The sequence below is a fragment of the Citrobacter sp. Cpo147 genome (genome assembly GCF_030332405.1).
GTDB classification, from domain to species: Bacteria; Pseudomonadota; Gammaproteobacteria; order Enterobacterales; family Enterobacteriaceae; genus Citrobacter; species Citrobacter portucalensis.
The window spans coordinates 1,114,279-1,132,870 of the sequence record NZ_JAOWHX010000030.1; the positions used below are offsets into that span (position 1 = coordinate 1,114,279).

14 protein-coding genes are annotated in these 18,592 nt (G+C 54.7%); 6 read left to right on the top strand and 8 right to left on the bottom strand.

Going from position 1 to position 18,592, the window contains the following annotated elements:
• Window positions 1-6 precede the first annotated feature (6 nt).
• A complete protein-coding gene (gene entC / locus OGY06_RS08000; RefSeq protein ID WP_048235908.1) occupies window positions 7-1,182 on the bottom strand; it encodes an isochorismate synthase EntC in 1,176 nt (391 codons plus the stop codon).
• Window positions 1,183-1,369: 187 nt separating this feature from the next.
• Between entC and fepB the strand changes: the two genes are divergently transcribed.
• Complete coding sequence (gene fepB, locus OGY06_RS08005; RefSeq protein WP_003831194.1) at window positions 1,370-2,326, top strand: Fe2+-enterobactin ABC transporter substrate-binding protein; 957 nt, start codon at window positions 1,370-1,372, stop codon at window positions 2,324-2,326.
• Between the two features lie 60 nt (window positions 2,327-2,386).
• Here fepB and entS read toward each other — a convergent pair whose 3' ends face one another.
• A complete protein-coding gene (gene entS / locus OGY06_RS08010; protein ID WP_003831193.1) occupies window positions 2,387-3,622 on the bottom strand; it encodes an enterobactin transporter EntS in 1,236 nt (411 codons plus the stop codon).
• Window positions 3,623-3,731: 109 nt separating this feature from the next.
• On the opposite strand from entS, the gene fepD reads away from it, so the two are divergent.
• The 3 genes from fepD to fepC are packed head-to-tail and all read left to right on the top strand — an operon-like array spanning window position 3,732 to window position 6,522.
• Complete coding sequence (gene fepD / locus OGY06_RS08015) at window positions 3,732-4,739, top strand: Fe(3+)-siderophore ABC transporter permease (RefSeq protein WP_003831192.1); 1,008 nt, start codon at window positions 3,732-3,734, stop codon at window positions 4,737-4,739.
• A complete protein-coding gene (gene fepG, locus OGY06_RS08020; RefSeq protein WP_003831191.1) occupies window positions 4,736-5,728 on the top strand; it encodes an iron-enterobactin ABC transporter permease in 993 nt (330 codons plus the stop codon). The genes fepD and fepG overlap by 4 nt, the downstream gene beginning before the upstream one ends.
• Complete coding sequence (gene fepC / locus OGY06_RS08025) at window positions 5,725-6,522, top strand: iron-enterobactin ABC transporter ATP-binding protein (protein ID WP_003831189.1); 798 nt, start codon at window positions 5,725-5,727, stop codon at window positions 6,520-6,522. Before fepG ends, fepC begins: the two co-directional genes overlap by 4 nt.
• Before the next feature lie 46 nt (window positions 6,523-6,568).
• Here the strand turns inward: fepC and wzz(fepE) are convergent, their stop codons facing one another.
• The 4 genes from wzz(fepE) to fes all read right to left on the bottom strand — a co-directional run bounded on the left by wzz(fepE) (window position 6,569) and on the right by fes (window position 13,285).
• On the bottom strand, window positions 6,569-7,702 hold the full coding sequence (wzz(fepE), locus tag OGY06_RS08030; RefSeq protein WP_048226145.1) for an LPS O-antigen length regulator Wzz(fepE): 1,134 nt from the start codon (window positions 7,700-7,702) through the stop codon (window positions 6,569-6,571).
• Window positions 7,703-7,931: 229 nt separating this feature from the next.
• The gene (entF, locus tag OGY06_RS08035) at window positions 7,932-11,822 is read right to left on the bottom strand and encodes an enterobactin non-ribosomal peptide synthetase EntF (RefSeq protein WP_286605038.1); all 3,891 of its coding nucleotides are present in this window, start codon (window positions 11,820-11,822) and stop codon (window positions 7,932-7,934) included.
• Entirely contained in the window at window positions 11,819-12,037 is a 219-nt protein-coding gene (locus OGY06_RS08040) for an MbtH family protein (RefSeq protein ID WP_286605040.1), read from the bottom strand. The genes entF and OGY06_RS08040 overlap by 4 nt, the downstream gene beginning before the upstream one ends.
• 30 nt (window positions 12,038-12,067) lie before the next feature.
• Window positions 12,068-13,285, bottom strand: coding sequence for an enterochelin esterase (gene fes / locus OGY06_RS08045; RefSeq protein ID WP_286605042.1), 1,218 nt, complete (start codon window positions 13,283-13,285; stop codon window positions 12,068-12,070).
• Between the two features lie 253 nt (window positions 13,286-13,538).
• On the opposite strand from fes, the gene OGY06_RS08050 reads away from it, so the two are divergent.
• On the top strand, window positions 13,539-15,833 hold the full coding sequence (locus OGY06_RS08050) for a TonB-dependent siderophore receptor (RefSeq protein WP_003831180.1): 2,295 nt from the start codon (window positions 13,539-13,541) through the stop codon (window positions 15,831-15,833).
• 50 nt (window positions 15,834-15,883) lie between these two features.
• The gene (entD, locus tag OGY06_RS08055) at window positions 15,884-16,507 is read left to right on the top strand and encodes an enterobactin synthase subunit EntD (RefSeq protein WP_286605044.1); all 624 of its coding nucleotides are present in this window, start codon (window positions 15,884-15,886) and stop codon (window positions 16,505-16,507) included.
• 3 nt (window positions 16,508-16,510) lie between these two features.
• On the opposite strand, the gene OGY06_RS08060 is transcribed toward entD, so the two are convergent.
• Both OGY06_RS08060 and OGY06_RS08065 read right to left on the bottom strand, forming a co-directional pair.
• Window positions 16,511-17,446: a transketolase family protein gene (locus tag OGY06_RS08060; RefSeq protein WP_003831178.1), complete on the bottom strand. Its 936-nt coding sequence runs from the start codon at window positions 17,444-17,446 to the stop codon at window positions 16,511-16,513.
• A complete protein-coding gene (locus tag OGY06_RS08065) occupies window positions 17,439-18,269 on the bottom strand; it encodes a transketolase (RefSeq protein WP_003831177.1) in 831 nt (276 codons plus the stop codon). The genes OGY06_RS08060 and OGY06_RS08065 overlap by 8 nt, the downstream gene beginning before the upstream one ends.
• Window positions 18,270-18,592 lie beyond the last annotated feature (323 nt).

Here is an 18,592-nt window from a genome sequence, read left to right on the forward strand (position 1 = left end):
AGGCTCTTAGTGCAGTCCAAAAACATTCAACATCGTGGAGAGCTTAGCCCCCGTTTCGCGCCATTCCGCAACCGGGGAAGAGGCTGGAACAATTCCTGCTCCGGCAAAGAAACGTACCTGATTGCGCAGCAGCTTCGCACAGCGGATCGTCACTACCCACTCACCGTTACCTTCGGCATCACACCAGCCAACAATGCCACCGAACAATTCGCGATCGAACGGCTCCAGCTCGGCGATAAGCTTGCGCGCAACCTGATGTGGGAAGCCGCTCAGCGCAGGCGTCGGATGCAGTAGGCACGCCAGCGTCAGGGCGTTTTCCTGCGGGTTAGCTTTACCTTCAAACGGCGTGCCGAGGTGCCAGAGCGTCGGCGTGGTAACCAGCTGCGGAGAAGAAGGCAGTTGCAGTTCACGGCTGCGATCGCGCAATACCGTTTTCATCGCTTGCGTCACCAGTTCGTGCTCGTGGCGGTCCTTCTCAGACGCCAGCAGGCGGATCCCTGCTTCGCGATCCAGCACATCATCAGGCTGACGACGTGCAGAGCCCGCCAGCGGCAGAGAACTGAAACGATCGCCTTCTTTGCGCAGTAACAGTTCCGGGCTGGCACCAATCAATACGCCGCCGTCTTCAATCGGTACATGGAAGTTGTAGCTCGCCGGGTTTTGCGCCACCAGACGCTCCAGCAGCGCACCGCTGTCAATGTTGGCATCGGCGGTGATATCGATCAGGCGTGACAACACCACTTTGTCGACTTCCGGAGTGGACGTCAGCGCAGCCGCCCGGGCGACCATATCTTCAAAAAAGTCCTGTTCCGGGATCGATTTACGTTCAACGACGTTCAGCGACTGATGCGCGGTAAAGTAACGTGATGATTGCTGCTTCGCCGTACGAGAGAAGCTCTGCCATGATTGGGGAATAAACAGCGATGATGGCTGGCGGGTATCAAAGGGAATCGCCCCGACCATGACAGGGTTCGCGATGCCTTGCGATTTGGCATCAGCAAACAGTGCGTTCATTTTTTGTTGGAAAGGGCTGTCTGGCGAATCGCCATCAATTGCCGGTTCCGCATAGCGGGCGAAGCATCCTGACGTCGTAAAACTACGGTACGGCGACATAAAGAAAAAACTGTCGGGAGCGAGCGTCGGCATAGTCTGCGTTTTTTCCTCGGCCAGTGACGTATCCATATCATCCTCCAAAAATGATAAAGGCTCTAATAATGATTATCATTTATATTTTCGGTCGCTAACCTAAAAGTAAAGCGGCGGTATGTCAACTCTTGTGGTAGCACAATGTGCGACTTTGGCTTGCATCCTTGCTCGCTAACAATGAAAATGAGAAGCATTACTTATACTGATAACAGGAAGCCGATTCGTGAGTCTCCCCTCTTTTTGCCGCACCGTGCTCTTACTGGCAGGTTTATCTCTTTCAGGAATTTCTTCAGGTCACGCCGCCGACTGGCCGCGTCAGGTTACTGACAGCCGCGGCACGCATACGCTTGAGCATAAGCCGCAGCGAATTGTATCCACCAGCGTGACCCTCACCGGCTCGCTGCTGGCGATTGATGCCCCGGTCATTGCCAGCGGTGCCACTACTCCGAACAATCGCATCGGCGATGCGCAGGGCTTTTTACGCCAGTGGAGCGAAGTGGCAAAAGAACGCAAACTGAGCCGCCTGTATATCGGCGAACCGAGCGCCGAAGCCGTCGCAGCTCAAATGCCGGATCTGATTCTCGTAAGCGCCACTGGGGGAGATTCTGCCCTCGCGCTATACGATCAGCTGTCCACCATTGCGCCAACGCTCATCATTAATTACGACGATAAAAGCTGGCAGTCGCTGCTGACCCAGTTAGGTGAAATTACCGGTCAGGAGCAACAGGCAGTTGCGCGAATTGCCGAGTTTGATAAGCAACTTCAGGCGGTTAAGCAACATATTACCCTGCCACCACAGCCGGTCAGCGCGCTGGTATATACCGCAGCGGCGCACAGCGCCAACCTGTGGACGCCTGAGTCAGCGCAAGGCAAGCTGATGGAGCAGTTAGGGTTCACGCTGGCAACGCTGCCTGCCAACTTGCACACCAGCCAGAGTCAGGGCAAACGCCACGATATCATCCAGCTTGGCGGTGAGAACCTGGCGGCAGGCCTGAACGGCGAAGCGCTGTTCCTGTTTGCTGGCGACAGCAAAGATGCCGACGCTATTTACGCCAATCCGCTTCTGGCGCATCTGCCAGCCGTGCAGAATAAACGCGTTTACGCCCTGGGTACGGAAACCTTCCGTCTCGACTACTACAGCGCCACGCTGCTGCTGCAACGTCTGTCAGCTCTCTTTTAATGGTCAGCGCCGGATGCGGCTCACGCCTTATCCGGCCTACAACCTTAGAGCACAACACGATCAGACATTCACGGGGACCTGCCGGAATCGGCGTACTTCTCCCAACAACAGCAGCAGTAGCAGACCGACAATCACCAGCCCGAATCCACTCACGCTTGCCGAAGCAACCGGCGTCATCATCGCGCCCAGACCACCTAACAACGCCGCGCCAATCGCATCGCCGGTGACGTTTTGCGCCGTCCACAAACCGTTAATTCGTCCGAGCATCGCTTCCGGCGTCTGCGTTTGTAACAGGGTGTACTGCAACAAAGAGCTGACCGCGCTCAACCAGCCAAACAGCGCCAGACAAACCACACCAAGCTGCCAGACGGGCATCAAACCAAACAAGCCGATAGCCAGAAATGAAGCCACGGTCGATGCCAGCATAATCAATCCCGGGCGAACGCTGTGCGCCAGTTGTCCGCTAGTCAATGCGCCCACGGCTGCCCCTAGCGGAATAGCCGCATACAACAGGCCAATTTGCGCACTCGACATGTGCCAGTTAATCGCCAACGCCGGATACAGCACACGCACGGCGCTCGCCATGGTTAACAGACCACCGAGCAGCGCAATGCCGCCAATCAGCGGGCTGGCAAGCAGAAAGCGGAATGCCGCCAGCAGCGATTTCAGCGGATGCTCGCGCGGCTGCGGCGGAGGCGGCAACGCAGGAAGGCTCAGCAACGGTAGTAAGGTAATGAAGGTTCCCGCCGCCGCCAGTCCGTAGTTCCAGGCCACGCCGCCAGTCGCGAGCAGCACCCCGCCAAGCATCGGTGAAATTACCGATCCCAGACGCACCGTCAGCATGGTAATCGCCCCAGCCTGCATCAAATTCTCGCGCCCAACCAGCGCTGGCGTCGCAGCCAGCAATGCGGTCACGCCCAGAGAGGCAAAGAAACCGTCCCATAAGCCAAGCAGATAAATCGCCAGCAACGACGGTTCGGGCAGCAGCGCATTCAGACACAGGCCAATAAAGCCAATACCACAGGTTCCACGCGCCAGCAGGATCACTTTTTTACGCTCATAGCGGTCGGCCAGCACTCCGCCCACCATCAGGCCAATAAACATTGCGCTACCGGTCAACGTCACCGACAACCCCACCTGCCAGGTCGACTGGGTCATCATCTGGATCTGTACCGGAACCGCCACGCCGAGTAGCCCCAGAGAGACAATGGAAATAAAACGGGCGAGGAAGACAGCGCGAAATGCTGGGTGGGTCTTTAACAGGCTGAGATTGAGCAGCCAGGATTGTCGATTCATTACAGAGCCTTACCAGGTACTTTTTCAATATCCATTCGATGGCTGCACATGCTAACATATACAAATAAGATCGATAACGATAATTACTATCATTATCAGGGAAGTTGATATGTCATGCTCTGTTTCCGCGACACGTGCCTTCGCCGTGCCCGGACTATTGTTATTACTTGTTCTCACCACGGTATTAAGTCTGGTTATTGGCGCCAAGTCGCTACCTGCCTCCGTGGTGCTGGATGCGCTCACCGGCAGTTGTCAAAGTGCTGATTGCACCATCGTGCTGGACGCGCGCCTGCCGCGCACGCTGGCGGGGCTGCTCGCCGGTGGCGCGCTGGGCCTGGCTGGCGCACTTATGCAAACGCTCACGCGTAACCCTCTCGCCGATCCCGGCATTCTGGGTGTCAACTCCGGCGCCAGCTTCGCTATTGTGCTGGGGGCAGCGCTGTTCGGCTTTTCCTCTGCGCAAGAGCAGCTGCTGATGGCCTTTTGCGGTGCGCTGGCTGCGTCGCTGATCGTAGCTTTTACCGGCAGTCAGGGCGGCGGGCAGTTAAGCCCGGTGCGTCTGACGCTGGCGGGCGTTGCGCTGGGCGCGGTGCTGGAAGGATTATCCACCGGCATCGCCCTGCTCAACCCGGACGTTTACGATCAGCTGCGTTTCTGGCAGGCCGGTTCACTGGATATCCGCAGCCTGCAAACGCTGAAGGTTGTGCTGGTACCGGTACTGATTGCCGCGGCTGTCGCACTGTTCCTCAGTCGCGCCCTGAATAGCCTGAGCCTCGGCAGCGACACCGCTACCGCGCTTGGCAGTAAAGTCGCTCGCACGCAGTTTATTGGCCTGCTGGTTATTACCGTACTGTGCGGCAGTGCGACCGCGATTGTCGGTCCTATCGCCTTTATCGGCCTGATGATGCCGCACATGGCACGCTGGCTGGTGGGGGCGGATCACCGCTGGTCACTGCCCGTAACCCTACTGGCAACGCCTTCTCTGTTACTGATTGCCGATATAATCGGTCGCCTGATTGTCCCCGGCGAGCTGCGCGTGTCGGTAGTCAGTGCGTTTATCGGTGCACCGGTGCTTATCTTTCTGGTACGCCGTAAATCGCGCGGAGGTGGCGCATGATGCACCTCTCCCGCCGCCTGATAATCAGCAGCCTGCTGCTGATTGCAGGTTGTCTCGTCATGGGTTTGTGGAGCCTGCGTAGCGGCGTTGTTACGCTGGAAACCCAGCAAATTATTGCCGCCCTGCTCGGCGATGCGCCGCGCAGTATTACGCTGGTGGTGACCGAATGGCGTTTGCCACGCGTGCTCATGGCGCTATTGATTGGCGCAGCGCTCGGCGTGAGCGGCGCAATATTCCAGTCGCTGATGCGCAACCCGCTGGGCAGCCCGGATGTGATGGGTTTCAACACCGGGGCCTGGAGCGGTGTGCTGGTGGCAATGGTGCTGTTCGGACAGCATCTCACCGCTATCGCGCTGGCAGCCATGCTGGGTGGGATCCTGACTTCTCTGGTGGTCTGGGCGCTCGCCTGGCGCAATGGTATCGACACCTTCCGGCTGATTATTATCGGTATCGGCATTCGCGCCATGCTGGTGGCGTTCAACACCTGGCTGCTGCTGAAAGCATCATTAGAAACCGCGCTGACGGCTGGGCTGTGGAACGCCGGATCGCTCAATGGCCTGACCTGGGCCAAAACCTGGCCGTCTGCCCCGCTGATTATCATCATGCTGGTATGCGCCGCGCTGCTGGTACGCCGGATGCGCTTACTGGAAATGGGTGATGACAGCGCCTGTGCGCTTGGCGTCAGCGTTGAGCGTTCACGTCTAATGATGATGCTGGTTGCGGTGGTACTAACCGCTGCCGCCACCGCGCTGGCCGGTCCTATCTCGTTTATTGCTCTTGTCGCGCCGCATATCGCGCGACGTATAAGCGGTACATCGCGCTGGGGATTAACCCTGTCGGCGCTGTGCGGCGCGTTGCTGTTGCTGATGGCGGATTTATGCGCCCAACAGCTGTTTATGCCTTATCAGCTTCCGGTGGGCGTTGTTACCGTAAGCCTCGGCGGTATTTATCTTATCGTCTTGTTAATTCAGGAGTCCCGCAAAAAATGATCGAATCAGTAGCCCGTTTGCGTGGCGACCAGTTAACGCTGGGTTATGGCAAATTTACCGTGGCGGAAAACCTCAATGTGTCGATTCCCAACGGCCATTTCACCGCGATTATCGGGCCAAACGGCTGCGGAAAATCAACATTACTGCGCACGCTGAGTCGTCTGATGACGCCCGCGCACGGCAAGGTCTGGCTCGACGGCGAGCATATTCAGCACTATGCCAGCAAAGAAGTCGCCCGTAGAATAGGTTTGCTGGCGCAAAACGCCACCACGCCGGGGGATATTACGGTACAGGAGCTGGTTGCCCGCGGACGCTACCCGCACCAGCCGCTGTTTACCCGCTGGCGGCAAGAGGATGAAATTGCGGTCTCAAACGCCATGCAGGCGACGGGTATCACCCACCTGGCATCACAAAGTGTGGATACCCTTTCCGGCGGACAACGTCAGCGTGCATGGATTGCAATGGTGCTGGCGCAGGAAACGTCGATTATGCTGCTCGATGAACCCACCACCTGGCTGGATATCAGCCATCAGATCGATCTGCTGGAACTGCTGAGTGAGCTAAATCGGGAAAAAGGCTACACGCTGGCCGCCGTTTTGCACGACCTGAATCAGGCCTGTCGCTATGCAACACATCTGATCGCGCTGCGTGACGGAAAAATTATTGCCGAGGGTGCACCGAAGGAGATCGTCACCGCGCAGCTTATTGAAAAAATCTATGGACTGCGCTGTATGATTATCGACGATCCGGTTGCCGGAACACCGTTGGTGGTGCCGCTTGGACGCAACAAATAACACGCGTTACAGTATGGCGGCCAGCTTGCCGCCATACGACAATTCATCACACCAGTTGCTGATCAATAAACGTCATTTTTTGCTTACGCGACACCATGGCATAGTTCAGCAGAACGCCACCACACGCCACTATTCCCCCCAGTAATGCGGCCAGAATAACGATCATTGATTTAGCCGGACCGTCTTTTTTAACCGGCAGCGAAGGTGAGAGTTGATATTTAAACGGCGTAAATGTTACGTCACCCACATTCATCGCTAACAGTTGCTCAACGTGATACTGGCGATTACGTAATTCACCGTTAATTTCAGCAACATCCGTTACTGATTTTTCTATTTCTAATTTACGTTCGATGCCGTCAGCACCCAGTGAAATAGAGAAATCGGGGTCATCCTTCACGGCCTGGCCATTACTGTAGACCGGCTTTTTAATCCCGGCGGCATTGGCGATCTCCAGCGAGTAGTTCAGTCGCTGGATATTTGCTTCCAGCTGGTTTTTGAGCCTGACGCGATCCATCTCCAGTCTCTCTTTTTCATAACTGGTTTTGATGGACAATTTATTGCGAATATCTTCCAGCGTTTCTTTCACCACAAGGGCAGAAATATACTGGATATATCCCTTCAGCACTGACTGGGCTTCTTCGGCCTGAGGTGCGGTAAAACTCAGTGTCCATGCGGTATACAGCGAAGTTTCGTTCTTCTTACCCAGGTTAGTATCAACCGCTTTCATTTTCTCACTGAGCCTGACAATTGCCTGATGCAACTCCATTTCGTCGATATCAGCACCTTTCAATTGATCCATTACGTAAGGCGAAGAGCGCAGATACTCTTCTAACAATGAAGGCGACTGGAATTTTTTGATAAACAGGTTAAACACATCACCACGGCTAACGCTAATATCCATATCCAGCACGCGCAATTTGGTCAGCGTATTCTCGAGTCCCTGCCATTGAACCGCTTCCGCCGGCGTCACGATGGCCTGACTGGTCCATTTTTGTGGCAGCAGAAAAGAGACCAGAATACCCACACAGGCAAAGGCGAAAACGGTCGCTATAATTTTCGTTCTTGCACGCCATAAGATTTCGATTAGATTCACTAAATCGATTTCATTTGCGTTTGCCGTTGGCTGAGGATACCCAGTAAATTCCGAAACGTTATCTTGCTTTATATTTAATGATGACATGTTGCGTGACCTGAAAACTTTCCTAAAAGAAAAACATTCCTGTGGGAGAAGTCTACCAGCTAGTCAGAATTATCCGAAACATTCTTTGTGCTTGTCGCCCTACCAAAAATTATATTCGGAATTTATTCACCCCTTTCATCACCTTGCACCGCACAAAGAAGAACAATTCCATAACATATTTTTTACATTATGGAATTGTTCGATCACCGCGATAGCAATATTCGTCTTGTTACACAGATTTATTAATCAGTGTATTTATTACAGGTCCTATCACCTCAAATGCGGTGGGGGAAATAATATCAACATGCGCGCAATCCTGGCGGTAAACATCCAGACTGGATATCCACGGCGACCAACTGCGCTCAGGACTCACACCCGGTACTAACGTGCGCTCAGCGACGAAAAGCGTGGCGTGACCTGCAAACGGCACGCTGTGCGCCGTGGTAAGCAGGCGAACCGCATCGGCGTAGTTGCCTTCGATTGCGTTAAATAAAGCCTCTGACGCATTCCCCTGCTGCGCCGCCAGAAACGCTTCGCGTTCACGCTCGATCTCCGCCAGTACCGCTGGATCCAACCCATTAGCCTCTTTTTCTTGCCAGTTTTGCGTTTCCGGCGGCCAGGTATCCAACAGCCCGAGGAATGCAACCGTCTCTCCTCTGGCATGTAAGCGCGCGGCGATCCCCTGTGCCAGCGTGCCGCCCAGCGAATAACCTAATAAATAGTAAGGTCCGTGAGGCTGTTGACTGAGCAACGTTGCCAGATGATGTTCGCATACCGCGTCGAGGTTTTCCGCCGTCTGCATAGGCCCATCCGGTCGTGGCGACTGAATACCTATAATCGACCACTGCGGGCTGAGATATCGCGACAGCACGCTAAACTGCCAGGCAAAACCCGACGCCGGATGGAAACAGAACAGCGTTGGGCCGTGACTTTCACGCAGCGGCAGCAGTGCCTCAAATCCCAGACGCTGTGACTGTTCATCATCAGTGCTCTCCAACAGAGCGCTCAGTTGTTCAACGGTAGAGGCCACCATAATCTGCCCCGGCGTCACCTGACGCTCAAAAACCCGGCTCAACTGTGCTGCCAACTTCATCGCCAGCAGCGAATGTCCGCCAAGCGCAAAGAAGTCTGCCGCCACGTCATTCACCTCGCAATTCAGCAAAGCCGCAAAAGACTGCGCGATGATGGTTTCAGTCCCTGCTCGCAGTGCGCGCCCGGAAACACGCGACGTCAACTGAGGCATCGGCAGCGCTTTACGATCCAGTTTACCGTTCGCGCTAAGCGGCAGCTCCGCCAGTTGCAACAATACTGTCGGCACCATATGCGCAGGCAGTTTTTCACGCAGCTTTTCCCGCAACGCTGACGTATCCAGCGGTAAACCCGATTGTGACACCAGATACCCCACCAGTTGACGCGCATCGCCGCCTGTCGCTGCCGCCTGGTTGAATACGCAGGCATGGGCAACGACATGCTCGACATCAGGCAACTGCTGCATCACCCGGTCAATCTCACCGAGCTCAATGCGCTGTCCACGAATTTTTAGCTGGTCATCGCTGCGCCCGAGGTATTCCACCGCGCCATTTTCCAGCCAGCGCGCCACATCTCCGGTACGATACATACGTTCACCAACGTTAAACGGATCGGCGATAAAGCGGCTTGCGGTCAGATCCGGACGGCCCAGATAACCTTGCGCCAGTTGGATCCCCGTCAGGTATAAGTCACCAGCCACGCCGAAAGGCACCGGGCGCATCATGGCATCCAGGATACGTAAACCGGTATTCCATACCGGATAGCCAATCGGTACGCTGTTGCCAGTTATGGCAGCGAGGTCTTCTCCCCAGGCCGGATACCAGCTCACATCGACCGCAGCTTCCGTTGGTCCGTACAAATTGTGCAGTGGCGCATGAGTTAACTGTTCCCACTCGCGGCATAAATCTGCTGGCAAGGCTTCGCCGCTGCAAAATACCCGTTTCAGCGAGGCACAACTCTCCCGCGCGGTTTCCGGCGTCAGTGAAGCGACAAAAGCAGCCAACATAGAGGGAACAAAGTGCGTGGTCGTCACCCCATATTGGGCAAAGAACTGCTGCATCGCCAGCGGGTCGCGGTGCGCCTCAGGCTCTGCCATTACCAGCTTTGCTCCGGCAATAAATGGCCAGAAAAACTCCCATACCGAGACGTCAAAGCTGCACGGCGTTTTTTGCGCCACCACATCATCGGCGGTCAGCGGATAGTGATTTTGCATCCACAGCAGACGGTTAACGATGGCGGTTTGCCCAACCATCACCCCTTTTGGTCTACCGGTAGAACCGGAAGTAAAAATGATATAGGCCGTATGATTGGGTTGAGATAGCGCCAACGGAGCAACATCTTCTGCTGGCAGCGGCGAGTCATAGCACAGACTTTCCAGCCCAGAGATATCGCTAAAGCGCGCCAGTTGCTCATCGGTTGCGATCAACAGTTTTGGCTTCGCGTCTTCGAGCATCATCCGCAGGCGATCGTCCGGGTATCCGGTATCCAACGGCAGCCAGGCAGCTCCGGCTTCCACAATACCGTGCAGCGCCAGCGTCAGGAACACGGAACGCGGCAATGCCACGGCAACACTGTCACCAGGCTTGACGCCGCGTTCGCGCAGAAAGCTCGCCAGCGCCACGACCTGCTGGCGCATTTCGCGATAGCTAAACTGATAACGGGCATCGGCCAGCGCCGGGGCATCCGGCGTTTTATCGGCCTGCTGTGCCACCAGCGCACTCAGCGTAGTGGACGGGATCTCCACGGTCGTGTCGTTAATTTTCGCCAGCCGCTCATGTTCTGTTGGCAACAGCATCCCGGCGTCACCGCAGCATAGCGCCGGATTGTCGGCAAACTGCTCGATAAGCCCGATTAAACGCGAGGCATGCTGCGCCAGCATTTCTGCATCGTAGCGCTGTTTATTGGCCAGAATTTCAATACTCAGCCCACCGTTTTCATCCGGGAATAACGCCAGCTCAAGATCGTTCACCGGCCCTGTCGCCAGCGTGTGGGTTTGTGCCTGAACGCCGGGAATATTCAGCTGATAGTCGAATATTTTCACGTTCAGCACCGGGCCAAACAGCGGCTCGGCACCGGCTGCACGCCCGCTGTCGCGAACGATTTGTTCGGCATCATAACGTTGATGCCGACGCATTTTCTTCAACTGTCCGGCCAGTCGTTGTGCAAGTGCAGGCAAGCTTTCTGCCGCATCCAGCCTCACACCAAATGGCAGTACGTTTAAAACCGGTCCAGTGGAGGTCAACGCCGCCGACCCCATACGCCGCATAAAGATAAACCCGGCGGCATAATCCATTCGGCTGCATAAACGTCCCAGCCACAATGCCACCAGCGCGAGGGCCAGATCCGCACGCTGAACGTCAGGCATACGTGCCGCAAGCCGACGAAACGCCCCTTCAGGCGCGGTTAACTTCATACGAATAATATCCGCGCTGGCCGATCGTCCCGGCAACGGATTGTTCGACAGCGAGACAGGAGGCGGGAGTTGCTTTCGCTGCTCGCTCCAGAAAGCGCCGTCGCGTTGCCAGGCATCGCTTTGACGGTACTGTTGATACTCTTCCACCACCTCGGCGAACGGCGTAAAAGGCGAGTCAGGCGTAGGCTCGCTGTGTAGCCATGCGCGATAAATTGCGGCTATCTGGCGGGTAATGGCTGGAAAACTGAAGCCATCGACCAGCAAATGATGGTAACGCTGATACCAATACCAACGCTTTTCTCCCACCTGTATAAGCAGGTGAAAAACCAGCGGCTTATTGCCATCAGCACGTATGTCCTGCTGCAGGTCTGCCTGCATCAACGCACGCGCCGCCTCATGTGGATTGGCTTTTTCGCGCAGGTCGATAATTTCAGGTTGCGCAAAGGCGAGCGCAGAATCCACCCATTGCCAGATCTCACCGTTATCTTCGCTAAACCGCATCCGCAGAGTATCGGCCTGCTCCAGGCCAGCCACAACTGCTTTCGCCAGCAACGACGCGTCCAGTTCGCCAGTTAATTCTACGTAGTGCGCCACGCTCCACGCCGAGGGCAATGTGGAGAGTTTTTCCGCCATCCAGATCCCCGGCTGAGCCGCCACTAACGGTAAACGCTGAGTCATGGAGCCTCCTGCACATCGACGTAGTTCGCGGTCGTCAGCGTGGTCCAGTTTGCATCCAGCCATTGCTGGCAGGCTTCCTGGGATTGAGGTTCGCAAGCAATTTGCCAGCCAGCAGGAAGCGAGCACTGCTGCGGCCAAAGGCTAAACTGACGTTGGGGATTTTGCAGAATGTAAAACTGGCCCTGCGGATTATCGAAGGGGTTACTGAATTCCATACTCAACTCCTGTCGTGGAACATCGTCCGGTTAAATCGTGTCGGTAAGCGGTTGCCAGAGCGTCATTAGCCCTTGCATCAGACCGCCGCGCCAGCAAAGCGCATCGTGTCCGCCATCAACCTGACGCCAGAAAATAGACTGTGGTGCAGAAGGTAACTGGGCATATAACGCCTGATTAGCGCGATAAATAATGGGCTCGCGGATCCCCGCTTCCAGGACAATACGCAGCCCCTGAGCGCTGACGGTCCCGGTCTTCAGTTGCTCGACGATCGCCCCGTCCTGATAACCACCACGATGCGGCCACCAGTAAGAGCCCGACTGGCTAAGCACACAGCCAAAGCGCGCGGGCCAGTTCAGCCCGGCATACAGCGATGACAACCCGCCAAAACTTTGCCCAGCCACCACGGTGCGCTGCGGATCGTCACTAAACGCGGTCGTTGTCTTCACCAGTGGTAATAGCTCCTCCTGCACCGCCAACCAAAAATCCGCATTACACGGTAGCTCATGGCTGCGGTGAGCCGTATCAATGGCATCAATCAGAATATAAACGGCAGAAGGAAGGTGTCCGCGATGCGTGAGTGAAGTCAACGCAGGCCAGACCGGCATACTCTGTGCCCAAAACTGCCCATCCAGCAGGATAGCCAACGGACGCGTTTCGGGTTGAGCATCACCGGTGGTAAACACCCATACGCGACGCGTATTGCCGAGCCTGGCGCTATGCCATTGCAGGCAAACTGTGGGTGAATCTGGGTTTTCAGGTCGATCCCATCCTGGCTGTACGGGTGCCTCCGGCATTTCCAGCGCAGACACCGCGTGGCCACGACCGCCCCGCCAGCTCTGCGGATTAAGGGGATCGGCAATGGCCTGCGGCAGCAATTGCCGCCAGCCTTCACGCAGGATGCTTCGGTCAGGCGCAGCGTCCGCCGCCAGCGAGGAGAAGATATCGTTTCGTGCTGTTGGGATAAAACAGTAGCTGCCACGCCAGTTGGCGCTGAGGGAAACACTCCAGCACCAAACATTTGTTCCATCAATGCGTCGCATCGACTGAGGGATGGCATTTTGATGGTGGTCGGTGACGCCGGTGATATAAACCCAAACGCGATGAATGGCTGACTCTTTTTCCGTTCCCCGTGGGTCACGCCACCAGAAGGTTACCCGATAATTTCCGTTGTCTTCACGCTCCCACTCCGGGCCTTTTTTCGACTGCCACCACGCCTCGCTTCCCATCTTTAACGTCGCCACAGCCATAACCCCATGTTTATTGTGAAATTTTATGATCTAGCGTGAAATATATTGATAATATTATTGATAACTATTTGCATTTGCAATAGCGTATTGTCGCGCTGTGGGAAGCGCGTACAGTTTTTCACCACTTATAAACCGACCTGGCGCTGCGTACTTTTTCTGGAATGGATAGTTTACGCAGATGCGGGCGACATCAGGCCAAATGCCGCACCACGGCACATTGGTACTCGTGGCTAAAAGAACAGCAGGACATACAATGAACAACAAGATTCATTCACTGGCCTTATTGGTCAATTTAGGGATTTACGGGGTAGCCCTGCCAGCAATGGCAGAAGATCAAACCGATAGCGTCGCTGTCTCTCATGAAGACACCATCGTCGTTACCGCCGCCCAGCAGAACCTGCAGGCGCCGGGTGTTTCAACCATTACCGCTGATGAAATTCGTAAGAACCCTCCCGCTCGCGATGTGTCGGAAATCATCCGTACCATGCCTGGCGTTAACCTGACCGGCAACTCAACCAGCGGTCAGCGCGGCAACAACCGCCAGATCGATATTCGCGGCATGGGGCCAGAAAACACCCTGATTTTGATTGACGGTAAACCGGTTACCAGCCGTAACTCCGTACGCCAGGGCTGGCGCGGCGAGCGTGATACCCGCGGCGATACCGCCTGGGTTGCTCCGGAAATGATTGAACGTATTGAAGTGCTGCGCGGTCCTGCCGCAGCACGCTATGGCAATGGCGCAGCTGGCGGTGTGGTGAATATCATCACCAAGAAAGGCGGCGATGAGTGGCATGGTTCCTGGAATACCTATTTCAACGCCCCGGAACACAAAGAGGAAGGTTCAACCAAGCGTACCAACTTTAGTCTGAATGGACCGCTGGGCGGAGATTTCAGCTTCCGCCTGAACGGTAACCTCGACAAAACCCAGGCCGATGCCTGGGACATTAACGACGGTCACCAGTCAGCACGTACAGGGTCATATGCCGATACGATGCCTGCGGGTCGTGAAGGGGTAAAAAACAAAGATATCAACGGCCTGCTGCGTTGGGATTTTGCCCCAATGCAATCGCTGGAGTTTGAAGCTGGCTACAGCCGTCAGGGCAACCTGTATGCGGGTGACACTCAAAACACCAACAACGATAACAAAACTAACGGGCTGGTAAAAAAATACTACGGTAAAGAAACCAACCGTATGTACCGCCAGAACTATGCGCTGACGTGGAACGGCGGCTGGGACAACGGCATTACCACCAGCAACTGGGCGCAATACGAACACACCCGTAACTCCCGTTTGGGTGAAGGTCTGGCAGGTGGCCTTGAAGGGTTATTTAACAGTAATCAATTTACCGACACTGACCTGGCGGATGTCACCCTGCACAGCGAAATTAGCATTCCATTCGACCTGTTAGTTAACCAGAACCTGACGCTCGGTACCGAATGGAACCAGCAGCGTATGAAAGACATGAGTTCCAATACCCAGACCTTTATGGGCGGGAACATACCTGGTGCCAGCAGCACCGATCGTAGCCCATATTCACAGGCTGAAATTTTCTCCCTGTTTGCTGAAAATAACATGGAGCTGACCGACAGCACCATGTTGACGCCGGGTCTGCGCTTCGACCACCACAGCGTCGTTGGCGACAACTGGAGCCCGTCCCTGAACCTGTCCCAAGGTCTGGGCGACGACTTTACGCTGAAAATGGGTATCGCACGGGCCTATAAAGCACCTAGCCTGTACCAGACTAACCCGAACTATATTCTGTACAGCAAAGGCCAGGGCTGCTATGCCACCGGATCTGCGACGGGCATTGGTTGCTACATGATGGGCAACGATGACCTGAAGGCCGAAACCAGTATCAACAAAGAGATTGGTCTGGAGTTCAAACGTGACGGTTGGCTGGCCGGCGTCACCTGGTTCCGCAACGATTACCGTAACAAGATCGAAGCGGGGACTGTACCGCTAAGCAGAACGTCAATTACCCAGAAAAACCCGACTACGGGTAAAGAAACAACAACCTACACCGATATCTATCAGTGGGAAAACGTACCTAAAGCGGTGGTGGAAGGCCTGGAAGGGACGTTGAACGTACCGGTTAGCGAAACCGTTACCTGGACCAACAACATCACTTACATGCTGCAAAGTAAGAATAAAGAGACCGGCGAACGCTTGTCGATTATTCCTGAATACACGCTGAACTCAACGCTGAGCTGGCAGGCGCGTGAGGATTTGTCACTGCAATCCACCTTTACCTGGTACGGCAAACAGCAGCCGAAGAAATATGATTACCAGGGTAAGCCAGTGACCGGCAGTTCAGCCCAGGAAGTGAGTCCGTACAGCATCGTCGGCCTGAGCGCGACCTGGGATGTGACGAAAAACGTCAGCCTGACCGGCGGCGTGGATAACGTCTTCGACAAACGTCTGTGGCGTGAAGGTAATGCCCAAACAACCAGTGATATCAAAACTGGCGACTATATGGCGGGCGCTGGCGCGTACACCTATAACGAACCGGGCCGTACGTGGTATATGAGCGTTAACACCCACTTCTGATAGCGTTGTTCCCTCTCCTCGCGACGGGGAGAGGGAAACGATACACAACCATGCGTACAACACACACATCGCTTCCCTTCGCCGACCACGCGCTGCATTTTGTCGAGTTTGATCCCGCCAGCTGCCATGACCACGATCTGCTCTGGCTCCCCCACCACTCTCAGCTTCAATCCTGTGGACGTAAGCGTAAAGCTGAACACTTAGCAGGGCGGATCGCCGCAGTACACGCTTTGCGCGAATTTGGCCTTAAAACGGTACCCGGCATCGGCGGGCAGCGACAACCGCTGTGGCCACAAAAGTTGTTTGGCAGCATCAGCCACAGTGCATCAACTGCGCTGGCGGTAGTATCAAGACAGCCGGTGGGTATTGACATAGAAGCCATTTTTACGCCACAAACGGCAACCGAACTGGCAAGTAGCATTGTCACTCATGCTGAGAAAGAATTGTTGGCAAACAGCGGCTTGTCTATTGAACAGGCGCTCACCCTGGCGTTTTCCGCCAAAGAGAGCGCTTTTAAAGCAACCCGGACATCAAGACAAGCAGACGCCGGGTTTACGCAATATCAAATCGTGGTGTTACAGCATAACCAGATGATCCTCCGCGCGCACCACCAAACGTATCGTGTGCAATGGCGTTTTTCGGACAACGCTGTAATCACACTGGCAACAGTATAGAATTCAAAGCAGTTCGCGGGCCAGAGCCGCGATGGCTGCGGCGTCAAAGCCATGGTGCTGGCGTAACCAGCCTCGATCCGCCGCCGCCGCGTACTCCCCATCCGGGATGCCTAAACGCTTCAAAATTGCCCCCATTCCGGCCTCTGCCAGCACTTCGGCCACCAGGCTTCCCAACCCGCCATTAATATTATGCTCTTCCACGGTAATCACCGCTTTACAGCCTTGTAACGCAGATAACAGGGCTTTGGTATCGCAGGGGCGAATTGAAGGCACACTGACCACCTTCGCCTGAATTCCCGCGTCAGCCAACAGCGCGGCGGCATCAACAATTTCATGAACTGTCGAGCCCGTTGCCACCAGCGCCACATGCTCCCCCTCACGCAGCGTCAACACCGCCCCCGGAACAAAACGGTAACTCTCGTCATGAAGTTCCGGCAGAGCTTTTCCATCAAGACGAATATATACCGGTCCCTGATAGCCAATCGCATAATCGATAATCTGTCGGCACTCTCGTGGCGAAGATGGGGCGAAAATCTGGATATTGCCGAAGCCTCGCATAATGGCAATATCATCGATCGAATGGTGAGTGCTCGCCAGCGGGCCATAGCTGGCACCAGCATTAAGACCGAATAGCTTCACATTGGTATTGTTGTAGCAAACATCGACTTTAATTTGCTCATTGGCACGGGAGATAAGAAATGGCGCAGCGTTACAGGTGACGGCGACCTTACCGCCAAGTGCAAGTCCTGCCGCCGTTCCAACCATGCTTTGTTCGGCAATACCTACGTTGACCAGGCGACCGGGAAACTGCTTTATAAAAGGAGCAATTTTCGCGGTTGATGTCGAGTCTGCTACGACCGGCACCAGGTCAACACCTTGTTCCACTGCATCAATGAACGCCTGAACCATGACGTTCGCGAGGTGTTCTGCATTACTCATCTTTTAATTCCTCCAGAGCCAGTTCGATCTCTTCACCTTTTGGCACCCGATGGTGCCATTCAGGGCGCCCCTGGATAAAAGATATACCCGCGCCTTTCGTGGTATTGGCAATGATGACGTTAGGTTTGCCATCCTGCTTAAGTCCTTCCAGCGTGGCGACAACCGACGCCATATCATTCCCCTGACACTCAGTCACCGTCATACCAAATGCCTGCCATTTTGCGGCAAGCGGATCGGTATTCATGATTTCGCGAGTCGGTCCTGCTAATTGAAGATTGTTCTTGTCATTAATAATGATCAGGTTATCGAGGCCATAATGAGCAGCAGCCAGCGCCGCTTCCCAGTTACTTCCTTCGGCCAGTTCGCCATCGCCTGTGATTAAAAAGATGCGGCGTGAACTGTTACTTTTCTTCGCAGCCAGAGCCAGTCCCACCGCAACAGGTAAACCGTGGCCCAGAGCACCGGTATTCAGCTCAATACCCGGCGTTTTCTGGCGCACCGGGTGTCCGGGAAGATGGGAATTGGCATGTTGATAGGTTTCCAGCCAGTCAACGGGAAAAAAACCCGCCTCCGCCAGAACGCAGTAGTAACAGCCTACCGCGTGACCTTTAGACTGGATGTAGATATCCCGAGCCTCATCAGCGATACGCTCCGGAGCGACATTGAGTATACGAAAATAGAGTGCCGTCAACAGCTCAACTTGAGACAAGTCCGCACCAGTATGCCCACCCGCAGGGCTGTTAGCATTTAATCTAACAATGTGACGGCGAACCGCCCGCGCTTTGCGCTCAAGAGTCTGGATATCATAGTTCCAGGGATTCATTTAGCACCTCTGAATTTATTTTCAATATGGAATATTTATTCCGAATGGGACTAAAAAAACCAGAATTTCCCATACGTCACATCTTCAGGCTTACGCCGTTGTATCATACTCAGGAACATTCTGCCTCCTTACCGCGACCACACTGACGCTGGTAATAATAAGTTGACCTGTAACCACCATGAATATATATTCACAAATGATTCTTTATTCAATTATGCAACCTAATTTTCGTATTTGTCCATAGCTGTTTTGGAGGATTGGTTAAAGTTAGAGCTTTATCACACTTACCTGTCTTCAATTTTCGCGTATGATAAAACGCATTA

Coding starts and splice junctions, on each gene's coding strand:
- entD (WP_286605044.1), top strand. CDS start 15,884: ATGCGTACAACACACACATCGCTTCCCTTCGCCGACCACGCGCTGCAT.
- entC (WP_048235908.1), bottom strand. CDS start 1,182: ATGGATACGTCACTGGCCGAGGAAAAAACGCAGACTATGCCGACGCTC.
- fes (WP_286605042.1), bottom strand. CDS start 13,285: ATGGCTGTGGCGACGTTAAAGATGGGAAGCGAGGCGTGGTGGCAGTCG.
- OGY06_RS08050 (WP_003831180.1), top strand. CDS start 13,539: ATGAACAACAAGATTCATTCACTGGCCTTATTGGTCAATTTAGGGATT.
- entS (WP_003831193.1), bottom strand. CDS start 3,622: ATGAATCGACAATCCTGGCTGCTCAATCTCAGCCTGTTAAAGACCCAC.
- OGY06_RS08040 (WP_286605040.1), bottom strand. CDS start 12,037: ATGGAATTCAGTAACCCCTTCGATAATCCGCAGGGCCAGTTTTACATT.
- fepG (WP_003831191.1), top strand. CDS start 4,736: ATGATGCACCTCTCCCGCCGCCTGATAATCAGCAGCCTGCTGCTGATT.
- OGY06_RS08060 (WP_003831178.1), bottom strand. CDS start 17,446: ATGAGTAATGCAGAACACCTCGCGAACGTCATGGTTCAGGCGTTCATT.
- fepD (WP_003831192.1), top strand. CDS start 3,732: ATGTCATGCTCTGTTTCCGCGACACGTGCCTTCGCCGTGCCCGGACTA.
- fepC (WP_003831189.1), top strand. CDS start 5,725: ATGATCGAATCAGTAGCCCGTTTGCGTGGCGACCAGTTAACGCTGGGT.
- entF (WP_286605038.1), bottom strand. CDS start 11,822: ATGACTCAGCGTTTACCGTTAGTGGCGGCTCAGCCGGGGATCTGGATG.
- OGY06_RS08065 (WP_003831177.1), bottom strand. CDS start 18,269: ATGAATCCCTGGAACTATGATATCCAGACTCTTGAGCGCAAAGCGCGG.